A 13269-nucleotide genomic window follows, 5' to 3' on the forward strand; every position below is an offset into this window, starting at 1 on the left:
TGGCTCACTCCGCGCGCGGCTTCTTTGCCGCCGGCTCGTTGGAAGAAGAATTCGTTTTCGGCTTCGGACGCTTCGGTGCCGGACCGGTCGGCTTGCTCGGGGCGAGCCCCAGCGCGACCCAGTCGGGCATGATCCGTGCCTTGTCGATGTTGTCCGCCGACACGACCACTTCGGCCTTGTCGACGATGAAGGTGATGGCGCCTGCGGCTTCGTCGATCGCCTCGATGCGGCCCTGCAGGCGACGACGGTTGTCCTGCGGCAGCTTCAGCGTGACCTTGGCCGACTCGCCGAGGTGACGGCCGAACTGCTCCAGGTTGAACAGCGGACGATCGACACCCGGCGAAGACACTTCCAGCGTGTAGTTGCCGCTGATCGGGTCTTCGACGTCCATCTGTGCCGACACTTCGCGGCTGACCCGCTCGCAGTCGTCGACATTGATGATGCGCTCCGGCTGCTCAGCCAGCGGCACGTCGATGTAAAGGCGCAGGGTCGCACCGCCGGGGGCCGGCAGATACTCAACGCCCAGCAGCTCCAGGCCCAGCGACACAACGGTCGGGGCGAGCAGATTCGCGATGTCGGTTGCCTTGTCGCTCACAGCCTGCCTTGATCTCTTGGTTGGGTGCCGGCCTTGGCCGGCGTGGAAACATGACGCCCCGGAAACGACAAAGGGCCCGCTGGGCCCCTTTTCCGGAAAGACTCCGGTGACTGGATTCCGGTTGCAACCTGCATTGCCTGCCGGTTGCGGCCCTCCTTCCGGGTGTGGACTCCCGCTGGGAGGCCGCCTTCAGGGGTACTGCTAGGCCGCTGATGATAGCGACTGCACCGCGCTGGTGCAAGGCTTGGACCACCCTTGAACCTGCCGCTGCGCTCGCCGGGCATGGCCCGGCGCTACCGGCACGCCGCGCGGTGGTAGCGCCGGGCCATGCCCTGCGGATCGAGCGGAAGCGCAAAAGAAAAACGCCCTCGAAGCAGGACTTCGAAGGCGCATTCTTTACTTGGTAGCGGGGGCAGGATTTGAACCTGCGACCTTCGGGTTATGAGCCCGACGAGCTGCCAGACTGCTCCACCCCGCATCAGAAGCGGAATTATGAGGCATGGCTTCAAAACATGCAAGCTTTTCCTCATACATCAAACCGGTTGGCGCCGATATGAAGTTGGTAGCGGGGGCAGGATTTGAACCTGCGACCTTCGGGTTATGAGCCCGACGAGCTGCCAGACTGCTCCACCCCGCACCGGAAGTGTTTGAACTGCTGCCCCACTCTTTCGAGGAGGGCTACCGCAACGATGTTCTGGCTGAACCGCTGCAGTGACAACTCAGGCTGCGCATATTACACGAATCGCGCAGCTTTGTGTCAACTTTTATGCAATATGCGCAAATGCCTGCTGGCACCAGACCATGATCGGGTTCCAGGCCAGGCCCAGCGCCAGCAGCGCCAGTGCATTCACGCCCAGCACCAGGCCCAGCACGCGGTCGTTGCTGCGCGGCATGGCCTCGCCCACCGGCTCATCGAAGTACATGACCTTGATGACGCGCAGGTAGTAGAAGCAGCCGACCACGGCACACAGCACGCCCAGGATGGCCAGCCACAGCAGGCCACCGTTGATGGCTGCGCCCAGCACCGCCAGCTTGGTCCAGAAGCCCAGGAACGGCGGAATGCCAGCCAGCGACGCCATGATGCACAGCACCAGGCCGGCCATCCACGGGTTGCGGGCATTCAGACCCTTGAAGTCTTCGATGTTCTCGGCTTCGAAGCCGGCACGCGACAACGCGATGATCGCGCCGAAGGCCGCGGTCGACATGATCGCGTACGCCAGTGCATAGAACAGCGCGGCGGCATAGCCCTGCGAACCGCCACCGGCGATGCCCATCAGCAGGAAGCCGATGTGCGAGACCGTGGAGAACGCCAGCATGCGCTTGAGGTTGCTCTGCGCGATGGCCATCAGGTTGCCGATCACCAGCGAGACCGCGGCCAGGCCGGCAATCAGCAGCTGCAGCTCGGTCGACAGCGGGCCCACGCCCATCTCCAGCAGCCGGTAGGCCATGCCGAACGCGGCCAGCTTCGGTGCCGAGCTGATGAACAGCGCGATCGGTGCCGGGGCCCCCTGGTAGACGTCGGGCAGCCACATGTGGAACGGCGCGGCACCCAGCTTGAAGGCGACGCCGGCAATCATGAACACCGCACCGGTGATCAGCAGCACGCGCTCTTCCGAGTGCGGGATGGCCTCGCGGATGACGTCCAGGTGCAGGCTGCCGGTGGCGCCGTAGATCAGCGACATACCGTACAGCAGCAGGCCCGAGGCCAGCGAACCCAGCACGATGTACTTCATCGCCGCTTCCGAGGCCAGGCCGTTCTCACGGTTGCTGGCAACCAGCGCGTACGAGCACAGCGCCAGCAGTTCCAGGCCCAGGTAGACCATCAGCAGGCTGCCGGCCGAGACCAGGATCATCATGCCGGCGGTGCCGAACAGGATCAGCACCGGGATCTCGCCCTGGAACAGGTTGCGGTCACGCAGGTAGCGCCAGCCATAGACCAGGGTCAGGCCGCTGAGCAGCACGATCCCGGTCTTCATCACGTCCGCGGCGGTATCGCGCACGAACATGCCATGGAAGACCTCCCCCTGCCCGCCCACGCCGGTGGCCAGCATGAACAGCACCACGGCCAGCGCAGCGAGCGAGAACAGGTGGGTGACGAGCTTGTTCCGGTTGCTGACGAACAGGTCGAGGATCATCAGGGCGAAGGCGCTGCCGATCAGCACCAGCTCGGGGGCGAGCGGTGGCAGGTCAGCGGCGGTCAATGGCAGCAGCGGCGAGGTGGTCATCATCAAATCCTGGAATTACAGCAGCTTGCTGGATGCGATCTGCATCGCCAGCTTCGCGATCGAGGGCTCCATCAGGTCGGTCAGCGGCTTGGGGTAGATGCCCAGGGCCAGCACGCCGATGGCGAACACGCCCAGCACCAGCCATTCGCGGCCGTTGATGTCCTTCAGTTCGGCGACATGGCTGTTGGCCACTTCGCCGAAGAAGATGCGCTTGTACAGCCAAAGGGTGTAAGCGGCGCCGATGATCAGGGTGGTGGCCGCGCCCAGCGCGATCCACGGATTACGCTGGAAGGCCGCGAGGATGACCATGAACTCGCCGACGAAACCGCTGGTGCCCGGCAGGCCTGCGTTGGCCATGAAGAACAGCATGGCGAAGGTGGCAAACCAGGGCATCACGTTGACCACGCCGCCGTAATCGGCGATGCGGCGGCTGTGCATGCGGTCGTACAGCACGCCGACGCTGGAGAACATCGCGCCGGACACGAAGCCGTGCGAGATCATCTGCACCATCGCGCCCTGTAGGCCCAGACGGGCCGCATCGGCGTTGCCGGCTTCGCGCACCAGCCACAGGGCGATGAAGGTACCCAGGGTGACAAAGCCCATGTGCGCGATCGACGAATAGGCGATCAGCTTCTTCATGTCGTCCTGCACCAGCGCGACCAGGCCGACGTAGATCACCGCGATCAGCGACAGCGCGATCACCAGCCAGGCCCATTCCTGCGACGCGTCCGGGACGATCGGCAGGTTGAAGCGCAGGAAGCCGTAGCCACCGATCTTCAGGGCGATGGCAGCCAGGATCACCGAACCGGCGGTCGGCGCTTCCACGTGGGCGTCAGGCAGCCAGGTGTGGACCGGGAACATCGGCACCTTGACCGCGAAGGCGATCAGGAAGGCGAAGAAGATCCAGGTCTGTTCCTTGGCCGACAGCGGCAGCGCGTACAGGTCGGCCAGCTGGAAGCTGCCGCCCTTCATGTACAGGTAGATCAGCGCCACCAGCATCAGCACCGAGCCGAGGAAGGTGTACAGGAAGAACTTCAGCGCGGCGTAGATGCGGCGCGGGCCGCCCCAGACACCGATGATCAGGAACATCGGGATCAGCATCGCTTCGAAGAACACGTAGAACAGCATCGCGTCCGTTGCGGCGAAGATACCGACGGTGACACCTTCCAGAATCAGGAAGGCGGCCACGTACTGGTTGACGCGCTTGTCGATCGCGCTCCAGGCACCGATCAGGGCAAGCACGCTGACCAGTGTGGTCAGCAGGATCAGCGCCACGGCAATGCCGTCCACGCCCAGGTTGTAGCCGATCTTGTACGCCGGGATCCAGGCATGGGTCTCGACGAACTGCATGCCGTCGACACCCGCGTTGTAGCCGCTCAGCAGCGAGAGGCTCGCCACGAAGGTCAGCACGGCGACGCCCAGGGACGCCCAGCGGGCGGTCTGCGCATCACGGATCGCAAGGATCAGGGCACCACCGATGATCGGCAGCCAGATGAGGACACTGAGTAGAGGCCAGTTCGACACGTCTTCTTATTCCGTACAGGTCATCAACGCAGGTAATGCATCAGCACGCCCAGAAGGGCAATCAGGCCGATGATCATCGCGAAGGCGTAGTGATAGAGGAAACCGGATTGGGTACGACGCAGCACGCCGGCTGCAACGTCCACAACACGTGCCGAAAGATTGACCACGCCGTCGACGATGTTGCTGTCGATCCAGCGCGAGACCTTGCCCAGCTTGACACCGCCACCGGCAAAGCCATCGATCCACAGCTTGTCGAAGCCGTACTTGTTTTCCAGCACCGACACCAGCGGAGCAAAGGTCTTGCGCGCCTTGCCCGACAGGTCCGGCTTCCACAGGTAGAACAACGCGGCCAGCAGGAAGCCTGCCAGGGTCAGCCAGAACGGCGGCAGCATCATGCCGTGCAGGGCGAACGCGACCGGGCCATGGAACTCCTCACCGAGGAAGGCAACGGTGTTCTTGGCCGGATCGTAGAAGTCCACGACACCGGTGAAGAACGTCTGCGCCTGGCCCTTGATTGCCGCGTGAGCGTGATTACCCGCCCAGTCGGTACCGTGCAGCATCGGACCGATGCTGAAGAAACCGATGGCGATCGACGGGATGGCCAGCAGGATCAGCGGCAGGGTCACCACCCACGGGGTTTCGTGCGGCTCATGCGGACCGTGGCCATGGCCGTGGTCATCATGGGCATCGCCGTGGTGGGCATCAGCATGGTGGGCGTCGGCGGCGTGGTGATCGTCATGGCCATGGCCGTGATCATCGTGCGCGTCGCGGAAGCGTTCCTTGCCATGGAAGGTCAGGAACAGCAGGCGGAAGCTGTAGAAGCTGGTGATCAGAACGCCACCCAGCACGGCCCAGTAGCCATAGGTGGCCACCCAGCTGTTCTGCATGTGGGCGTGGATCTCGGCCGCCTCGATGATGGTGTCCTTCGAGTAGAAGCCGGAGAAGAACGGCGTACCGACCAGGGCCAGGGTACCGATCCACATGGTGACGAAGGTGATCGGCATGTACTTGCGCAGGCCGCCCATCTTGCGCATGTCCTGCTCGTGGTGCATCGCGATGATGACCGAACCGGCACCCAGGAACAGCAGCGCCTTGAAGAAGGCATGGGTCATCAGGTGGAACACGGCCGCCGAGTAAGCCGACACACCCAGTGCGACGGTCATGTAGCCCAGCTGGGACAGCGTGGAGTACGCGACGACACGCTTGATGTCGTTCTGCACGATGCCGATCAGGCCGGTGAAGAAGGCCGTGGTGGCACCGATGAACAGGATGAAGTTCAACGCGGTCTGCGACAGCTCGAACAGCGGCGACATGCGGGTGACCATGAAGATACCGGCGGTCACCATCGTCGCGGCGTGGATCAGTGCCGAGATCGGGGTCGGGCCTTCCATCGAGTCCGGCAGCCACACGTGCAGCGGAACCTGGGCCGACTTGCCCATCGCACCGATGAACAGGCAGATGCAGATGACGGTGGCGATCGACCAGATCACCGGCTCGTTCAGCAGCTGCATGCCGAACATGGTGCCGTCCCAGATCTGCAACTGGGCGCGCGGGTCGGCCAGCATGCCGGCCTGCGAGAACACCTGCGAGTAATCCAGGGTGCCGAACACCCACAGCACGCCGGCGATACCGAGCAGGAAGCCGAAGTCACCGACGCGGTTGACCAGGAACGCCTTCATGTTGGCGAAGATCGCGGTCGGGCGCTTGAACCAGAAGCCGATCAGCAGGTACGACACCAGGCCCACCGCTTCCCAGCCGAAGAACAGCTGCAGGAAGTTGTTGCTCATCACCAGGGTGAGCATCGAGAAGGTGAACAGCGAGATGTAGCTGAAGAACCGCTGGTAGCCCGGATCGTCCTGCATGTAGCCGATCGTGTAGATGTGGACCAGCAGCGACACGAAGGTCACCACCACCATCATCATCGCGGTCAGCTTGTCGACCATGAAGCCGACATGGGCCGAGTACTGGCCGACTTCGAAGAACGTGTAGATGTTCTGGTTGAACGGCTGCGCACCGCCCCACAGCAGCTGGTAGAGCGTGTACATCGACAGGCCGCAGGCCACCGCGACGCCGAGGATGGTGATGGTCTGCGCGCCGAAGCGCTTGACCTGGCGACCGAACAGGCCGGCGATGATGCTGCCGAACAGCGGTGCAAGCACCACTGCGATCAACAGACTCTTGGAGAGAGTGATTTCCATCTGTGGATCAGCCCTTCAACGAATCGACTTCGCCGACATTGATCGTGCGTCGGGTACGGAACAGGGTCACCAGGATCGCCAGGCCGATGGCGGCTTCCGCGGCGGCGACGGTCAGGATGAAGAACACGAACAGCTGGCCGGACGGATCGCCCAACTGACGCGAGAACGCGACGAAATTGACGTTCACCGACAACAGCATCAGCTCGATCGACATCAACAGGACGATGACGTTCTTCCGGTTGAGGAAGATGCCGGCCAGGCTGATGGCGAACAGCACCGCGCCAAGCGCAAGCATGTGGCCAAGGGTAATCACGGCTGGGTCTCCTCGCCGGTGGCCGGCTTGCTGTTGCTGTGCACGACCGGCGCTTCGGCGCCCATCTTGACCATGCGCAGGCGCTGGTCGGCCTTGACCATGGTCTGCTCACCCGGGTTCTGGCTCTTCACGCCGGTACGGCGACGCAGGGTCAGCATCACGGCGGCAACCACGGCCACGGTCAGGATGACTGCAGCGAACTCGAACGGCAGCAGGTACTCGGTGAACAGCGTACGCGCCAGCCAGGTGACGTTGGAGCTGTCGGCGGCGAGCGCAGCGGCGTTGTCGGCCGGGAACGGGGTGACCGCCCTGCCCTTCACGCCAATCAGGATCAGCATCTGCACCAGCATCGCCACAGCCACGATGAGGCCGACCGGCAGGTAGCGCACCCAACCCTCACGCAACTTGGTGGGATCGATGTCGAGCATCATCACCACGAACAGGAACAGCACCATCACCGCGCCGACATACACCAGCACCAGTGCCACGCCGAGGAACTCGGCGCCGACCAGCAGCCACACGCAGGCGATGGAGAAGAAGGTCAGCACCAGGCAGAGCACGGCGTGAACCGGGTTGCGCACGCTGATCACCGCACCGGCCGAAACCGTTGCCGCGATGGCGAACACCCAGAAAGCGATATTTACCCAATCCATCTCTCGACCTCAGCGGTAAGCGGCATCGGCGGCGCGACGCTCGGCGATCTCGGACTCGAGACGGTCGCCCAGGGCCAGCAGCTGCGGCTTGGTAACGATGTTTTCGCCACGATTCTCGAAGTGATACTCGAGGATGTGGGTTTCGACGATCGAGTCCACCGGGCAGCTTTCTTCGCAGAAGCCGCAGAAGATGCACTTGAACAGATCGATGTCATAGCGCGTGGTACGGCGGGTGCCGTCTTCGCGCTTGGCCGAGTCGATGGTGATGGCCAATGCAGGGCACACCGCTTCGCACAGCTTGCAGGCGATGCAGCGCTCTTCGCCGTTGGGGTAACGGCGCAGGGCGTGCAGGCCACGGAAGCGCGGCGACTGCGGGAACTTCTCCATCGGGTACATCATCGTGTACTTGGGCTTGAAGCTGTACTTCAGCGTCAGCCAAAGGCCGCCCAGCAGTTCGAGCAGCAGCAGGCTCTTGAAGTAATGGGTAATCCTGTTCATCACTTAGACGCCCTTTTGAATCACGCCGAAGAACACCATGACGGCGGTAACCGCGATCCACAGAATGGCCAGCGGGATGAAGACCTTCCAGCCCAGGCGCATGATCTGGTCATAGCGGAAGCGCGGGAAGCTGGCACGGAACCAGATGTAGGCACTGGCGAAGAAGAACACCTTGACGAACAGCCACGGTGCACCGCCCTTCCAGATCCAGTCGACCAGCGGCGAGATATCGCCCGGGTTGACCCAGCCCTGGATCGGGCTCAGCCAGCCGCCGAGGAAGAAGATCGAGATCAGGAAGCTGATCAGGATCATGTTGGCGTATTCGGCCAGGAAGAACAGCGCGAACGCACCGCCCGAGTATTCGACCATGTGACCGGCGACGATTTCCGATTCACCTTCCACCACGTCGAACGGCGCGCGGTTGGTTTCGGCAACGCCCGACACCCAGTAGATGACGAACAGCGGGAACAGCGGCAGCAGGAACCAGTCGAAGAAACCGGAATTGCCGGCCTGCGCCATCACGATGTTGCTCAGGTTCAGGCTGCCCGACGCGATCATCACGCCGACCAGAGCGAAGCCCATGGCGATTTCGTAGCTGATCATCTGCGCCGAGGCGCGCATCGCACCCAGGAACGCATACTTCGAGTTGGATGCCCAACCGGCCAGGATGATGCCGTAGATGCCCAGCGAGGTCATCGCCAGCAGGTACAGCAGGCCGGCGTTGGCGTTGGACAGCACGATCTGCGAATCGAAGGGGACCACCGACCAGGCCGCGAAGGCCGGAGCCAGGGTGATCAGCGGCGCCAGCAGGTAGATCGCCTTGTTGGCGCTGCTCGGCTGGACCACTTCCTTGAACAGCAGTTTGAAGACGTCGGCGAAGGCCTGGAAGATGCCCATGCCTACGTACATCGGGCCGTGGCGGACGTGCATCCAGCCGATCAGCTTGCGTTCCCAGACCACGTAGAAAGCCACCGAGACGATCACCGGAACGGTGATCACCAGGATCTTCAGGATGATCCAGATCAGCGCGCCGATGTCACCAAGGCCGAGCAGCCACTGGTGCAGCGGGTCGACCGCGTTCAACAGCAATTCGTTCATGCAGCCACCACCGTTACGCGAGCGGCACCCAGCGGCGCGGTCGCGCCGTGGCCCGATTCAATCCAGACCGAACCCGCAGCGACGCGGGCGTCGATCACCACCGGCAGGGTGGCCTTGCCGGCATCGGTGCCGACCTTGGCCATCTGCCCTTCCTGCAGCTGCAGGCGAGCGGCATCTTCAGCGTTCAGCACGATGCGCGGGGCGTTGTTGAGCGGATGCGACTGCAGCGCCGGGGCGCGACGGACCACCGCATCGGTGCGGTAGATCGCGGCGGTCGAAGCCACTTCCAGGCCTTCGCCAGCAACCACCGGCTGCGCCGAAGCGGCAACGGTGACCGACACCGGGGCCAGGCTGGCGCGCAGGCCGGCCAGGTCGGTGAAGTCGAAACCGGCTACCGCCAGCTCGCCGCCCAGGGCGCGCAGCACGCGCCAGCCCTCACGGGCCTCGCCCGGCAGCTTGCCGCCGGCACGGGCCGACTGCTCGCGACCATCGAGGTTGGTCAGGGTGGCGTCGATTTCCGGCAGCGCACCGATCGGCAGGATCACGTCGGCAACGTCGCGGGTGGAGACGCAGGCGAACTGGCTGAAGGCCACCACCTGGGCACCGACCAGCGCCTTGCGCGCGGCGGGAGCGTCGGCGAAGTCCAGACCCGGCTCCAGGCCGTACACCACGTAGGCCTGGCGCGGCTGCGCCAGCATTGCGGCGACGTCCTTGCCGGCCGGCAGCACGCCTGCGCGGGTCAGGCCAACGGCGTTGGCACCCTGCGGGATGCGGCACAGCTTGGCACCGGTCGCAGCGGCGAAGTCACGCGCGGCGGCGCGGATCGCGGCAGCCTGCGGGTGGTTTTCGGCGATGCCACCGACGATCAGCACGGTGTTGTTGCCGCCCTGCACCGCCGAACGCAGCTCGGCGTTGGCCAGCGCGTCGACGAACTTCGACGGCGCGACGATCTGCTTGCCGGCGATGCTGAAGGCGAAGTCGAAGTCCACCGGGTTGACGACGTGGATCTTCGCGCCGTTGGTGGTCTGCGCCTTGCGCAGGCGGGCGTGCAGCAACGGCAGCTCGTGGCGGATGTTGCTGCCCAGAACCACGATGCGGTCGGCGCCTTCGATCTCGGCCAGCGGCAGGCCGAACACTTCGGCGGTTGCAGCGTCGGAGAAATCGCGGTTGTTGACGCGGTGGTCGATGTTGCTCGAGCCCAGGCCCTTGGCCAGGCGGGCCAGCAGCGCGCCTTCCTCGTTCGAGGTCGACGGGTGCACCAGCACGCCCAGGTTGTCGCCCTGGTTGGCCTTGAGGATCTCGGCAGCGGCGGCCAGGCCTTCGGCCCAGCTCACTTCCTTCCATTCGCCATTGACCTTGCGCAGCGGCTTGACCGCACGGTCTTCGCTGTACAGGCCCTGGTGCGAGTAGCGGTCACGGTCGGACAGCCAGCACTCGTTCACCGCTTCGTTGTCGCGCGGCACGGTGCGCAGCACTTCGCCGCGACGCACGTGCAGGAACAGGTTCGAACCCATGGCGTCGTGGTAGCCCAGCGATTCGCGCGCGGTCAGCTCCCACGGGCGGGCGCGGAACTGGAACACCTTGTTGGTCAGTGCACCGACCGGGCAGACGTCGACGACGTTGCCGGACAGCTCGGTGGTCAGCGGCTTGCCGTCGAAGGTACCGATCTGCAGGTTCTCACCGCGGTACATGCCACCCAGTTCATAGGTACCGGCAACGTCGGCGGTGAAGCGGACGCAGCGGGTGCACTGGATGCAGCGGGTCATCTCGGTGGCGACCAGCGGGCCCATGTCCTCGTCCGGCACCACGCGCTTGCGCTCGTTGAAGCGGCTGACCGAACGGCCATAGCCCAGCGACACGTCCTGCAGCTCGCACTCGCCGCCCTGATCACAGATCGGGCAGTCCAGCGGGTGGTTGATGAGCAGGAACTCCATCACCGAGCGCTGGAACTTCAGTGCCTTCTCGCTGCGGGTGGCGACCTTCATGCCGTCCATCACAGGGGTGGCGCAGGCCGGCGCCGGCTTCGGCGACTTCTCCACGTCCACCAGGCACATGCGGCAGTTGGCAGCGATCGGCAGCTTCTCGTGGTAGCAGAAGCGCGGAATCGAAATGCCGGCCTTGTCGGCGGCCTGGATGATCATCGAACCCTTGGGCACGACCAGCGACTTGCCATCGATCTCGATGGTCACGTGATCCGGTGGCACGCTCGGGTTTACGGGTTGCGCGCTCATGCGGCGGCTGCCTCCACCTTCTTGCCGTCAACCATCGAATGACCGTTGACGATGTAGTACTCGAATTCGTCCCAGAACTGGCGCAGGAAGCCCTGGATGGGCCATGCAGCCGCTTCACCGAACGCACAGATGGTGTGGCCTTCGATCTGGCCGGCCACCGCCTTCAGCTGGTGCAGGTCTTCCATCGTGGCCTTGCCGGCGACGATGCGCTCCAGCACGCGGTGCATCCAGCCGGTACCTTCACGGCACGGGGTGCACTGGCCACAGGATTCCTTGTGGAAGAACTGGCTGATGCGGCAGGCGAACTTGACGCAGCAGACGCTGTCGTCAAGCACCACGATCGCACCCGAACCCAGGCCGGAGCCCAGCGCACGGATGGTGTCGTAGTCCATCGGCAGGTCCTTCAGCTCGGCCGCGGTCAGCACCGGCATCGACACGCCGCCCGGAATCGCGCCCTTCAGGGTGCGGCCCGGACGCAGGCCACCGGCCATCTGCAGCAGATCGTGGAACGTGGTGCCCAGCGGCACTTCGAAGTTGCCGCCGTTCTGCACGCAGCCGGATACCGAGAAGCACTTCGGACCGCCGTTGGCGGTCAGGCTCAGGCCCTTGAACCACTCCGGACCGTTGCGGATGATCGCCGGCACCGAACCATAGGTTTCGGTGTTGTTGATCGTCGACGGCTTGCCGTACAGGCCGAAGTTGGCCGGGAACGGCGGCTTGTAGCGCGGCTGGCCCTTCTTGCCTTCCAGCGATTCCATCAGCGCGGTTTCTTCGCCGCAGATGTACGCGCCGGCGCCCAGCGCACCGTAGATGTCGATGTCCACGCCCGAGCCCATCACGTTCTTGCCCAGCCAGCCGTTCGCATAGGCGTCGGCCAGGGCCTGCTCGAAGTGCTCGAACGGCTCGTGGTGGAACTCACCGCGCAGGTAGTTGTAACCCACGGTCGAACCGGTGGCGTAGCAGGCGATCGCCATGCCTTCCACCACCGAATGCGGGTTGTAGCGCAGGATGTCGCGGTCCTTGCAGGTGCCCGGCTCGGATTCATCCGAGTTGCAGAGGATGTACTTCTGCATGTTGCCCTTGGGCATGAAGGACCACTTCAGGCCGGTCGGGAAGCCTGCGCCACCGCGGCCGCGCAGGCCCGAGGCCTTGACCATCTCGATGACCTGCTCCGGCGGGATCTTCTCTTCGAGGATCTTGCGCAGGGCGGCATAGCCACCAGTCTTCAGGTAGCTTTCGTACGACCACGGGGTGTCGTAATGCAGGGTGGTGTAGACCACCTGGTGCGGCAGCGGCGCGGGGCCGACCGGACCCTTGGATTCGTGGTGATGTGCCATGCCCTTACTCCAGCCCGTCCAGCAGCTCGTCGACCTTTTCCAGGGTCAGACGCTCATGGTAGTGACCGTTGATGACCATCATCGGTGCGCCACCGCAGCCAGCGAGGCACTCTTCCTCGCGCTTGAGGTAGACGCGGCCGTCCGCGGTCGATTCACCGTGCTTGATACCCAGCTTCTTCTCGCAATGGCGGACGATGTCCTCGGCGCCATTGAGCCAGCAGCTGATGTTGGTGCAGATGGCCACGTTGTTGCGGCCCACCTTCTCTGTCTCGAACATCGAGTAGAAGCTGGCGACCTCGTAGGCCCACACCGGCGGCAGGTCGAGATACTTGGCCACGCCGGCGATCAGCTCGTCGGTCAACCAGCCCTCGTTCTGCTCCTGGGCCGCGTGCAGGCCCTGCAGCACGGCAGAGCGCTTGCGGTCCGGCGGGAACTTGGACAGCCAGTGATCGATGTGAGCGCGGGTCTTGTCGCTCAGCACCACCATCGGGTCGACGTCGCGCGCCGCCTCGAAATTACCTGTCGCCTTCATCGGCCGACCTCAGCGAAATGCATAACGTGGGAGTGCAGGAACTGCGGCGCCGGCTTGCGCCGGCT

11 protein-coding genes and 2 tRNA genes are annotated in these 13269 nt (G+C 64.2%); all 13 read right to left on the reverse strand.

From position 1 onward, the window contains the following. Positions 1 to 4: 4 nt before the first annotated feature. The 13 genes from rimP to nuoE all read right to left on the reverse strand — a co-directional run bounded on the left by rimP (position 5) and on the right by nuoE (position 13204). Positions 5 to 595, reverse strand: coding sequence for a ribosome maturation factor RimP (rimP, locus tag AC3ITW_RS15575; protein WP_006381060.1), 591 nt, complete (start codon positions 593 to 595; stop codon positions 5 to 7). A gap of 401 nt (positions 596 to 996) precedes the next feature. Beyond that, positions 997 to 1073, reverse strand: a tRNA-Met gene (locus AC3ITW_RS15580). A gap of 82 nt (positions 1074 to 1155) precedes the next feature. Then, a tRNA-Met gene (locus AC3ITW_RS15585) sits at positions 1156 to 1232 on the reverse strand. A 127-nt stretch (positions 1233 to 1359) separates the two neighbouring features. After that, a complete protein-coding gene (gene nuoN / locus AC3ITW_RS15590) occupies positions 1360 to 2820 on the reverse strand; it encodes an NADH-quinone oxidoreductase subunit NuoN (protein WP_012511704.1) in 1461 nt (486 codons plus the stop codon). A 15-nt stretch (positions 2821 to 2835) separates the two neighbouring features. Next, a complete protein-coding gene (locus tag AC3ITW_RS15595; protein WP_006381122.1) occupies positions 2836 to 4344 on the reverse strand; it encodes an NADH-quinone oxidoreductase subunit M in 1509 nt (502 codons plus the stop codon). A gap of 23 nt (positions 4345 to 4367) precedes the next feature. Then, the gene (gene nuoL, locus AC3ITW_RS15600; protein ID WP_006381124.1) at positions 4368 to 6542 is read right to left on the reverse strand and encodes an NADH-quinone oxidoreductase subunit L; all 2175 of its coding nucleotides are present in this window, start codon (positions 6540 to 6542) and stop codon (positions 4368 to 4370) included. A gap of 7 nt (positions 6543 to 6549) precedes the next feature. Further along, positions 6550 to 6855 carry an NADH-quinone oxidoreductase subunit NuoK gene (nuoK, locus tag AC3ITW_RS15605; protein WP_006381125.1) on the reverse strand — a complete coding sequence of 102 codons (306 nt, stop codon included), beginning with the start codon at positions 6853 to 6855 and terminating at the stop codon, positions 6550 to 6552. After that, complete coding sequence (locus AC3ITW_RS15610; RefSeq protein WP_006381127.1) at positions 6852 to 7508, reverse strand: NADH-quinone oxidoreductase subunit J; 657 nt, start codon at positions 7506 to 7508, stop codon at positions 6852 to 6854. Before AC3ITW_RS15610 ends, nuoK begins: the two co-directional genes overlap by 4 nt. 9 nt (positions 7509 to 7517) lie before the next feature. Continuing rightward, complete coding sequence (gene nuoI / locus AC3ITW_RS15615; RefSeq protein ID WP_006381128.1) at positions 7518 to 8006, reverse strand: NADH-quinone oxidoreductase subunit NuoI; 489 nt, start codon at positions 8004 to 8006, stop codon at positions 7518 to 7520. Between the two features lie 3 nt (positions 8007 to 8009). Continuing rightward, positions 8010 to 9104, reverse strand: coding sequence for an NADH-quinone oxidoreductase subunit NuoH (gene nuoH / locus AC3ITW_RS15620; protein ID WP_012511706.1), 1095 nt, complete (start codon positions 9102 to 9104; stop codon positions 8010 to 8012). Then, positions 9101 to 11335: an NADH-quinone oxidoreductase subunit NuoG gene (gene nuoG, locus AC3ITW_RS15625; protein ID WP_100435049.1), complete on the reverse strand. Its 2235-nt coding sequence runs from the start codon at positions 11333 to 11335 to the stop codon at positions 9101 to 9103. Before nuoG ends, nuoH begins: the two co-directional genes overlap by 4 nt. Continuing rightward, positions 11332 to 12672 (reverse strand): NADH-quinone oxidoreductase subunit NuoF, encoded by a 1341-nt coding sequence (nuoF, locus tag AC3ITW_RS15630; protein ID WP_012511708.1) that lies wholly within the window; start codon positions 12670 to 12672, stop codon positions 11332 to 11334. Before nuoF ends, nuoG begins: the two co-directional genes overlap by 4 nt. Before the next feature lie 4 nt (positions 12673 to 12676). Beyond that, complete coding sequence (gene nuoE, locus AC3ITW_RS15635) at positions 12677 to 13204, reverse strand: NADH-quinone oxidoreductase subunit NuoE (protein ID WP_012511709.1); 528 nt, start codon at positions 13202 to 13204, stop codon at positions 12677 to 12679. Positions 13205 to 13269 lie beyond the last annotated feature (65 nt).

The organism is Stenotrophomonas sp. KH_052 (assembly GCF_057838755.1).

Bases quoted from the DNA above. Each gene is read 5' to 3' on its own strand.
- nuoN (WP_012511704.1), bottom strand. From the start codon at position 2,820: ATGACCACCTCGCCGCTGCTGCCATTGACCGCCGCTGACCTGCCACCG.
- nuoG (WP_100435049.1), bottom strand. From the start codon at position 11,335: ATGAGCGCGCAACCCGTAAACCCGAGCGTGCCACCGGATCACGTGACC.
- nuoI (WP_006381128.1), bottom strand. From the start codon at position 8,006: ATGAACAGGATTACCCATTACTTCAAGAGCCTGCTGCTGCTCGAACTG.
- nuoE (WP_012511709.1), bottom strand. From the start codon at position 13,204: ATGAAGGCGACAGGTAATTTCGAGGCGGCGCGCGACGTCGACCCGATG.
- nuoF (WP_012511708.1), bottom strand. From the start codon at position 12,672: ATGGCACATCACCACGAATCCAAGGGTCCGGTCGGCCCCGCGCCGCTG.
- nuoH (WP_012511706.1), bottom strand. From the start codon at position 9,104: ATGAACGAATTGCTGTTGAACGCGGTCGACCCGCTGCACCAGTGGCTG.
- AC3ITW_RS15610 (WP_006381127.1), bottom strand. From the start codon at position 7,508: ATGGATTGGGTAAATATCGCTTTCTGGGTGTTCGCCATCGCGGCAACG.
- nuoL (WP_006381124.1), bottom strand. From the start codon at position 6,542: ATGGAAATCACTCTCTCCAAGAGTCTGTTGATCGCAGTGGTGCTTGCA.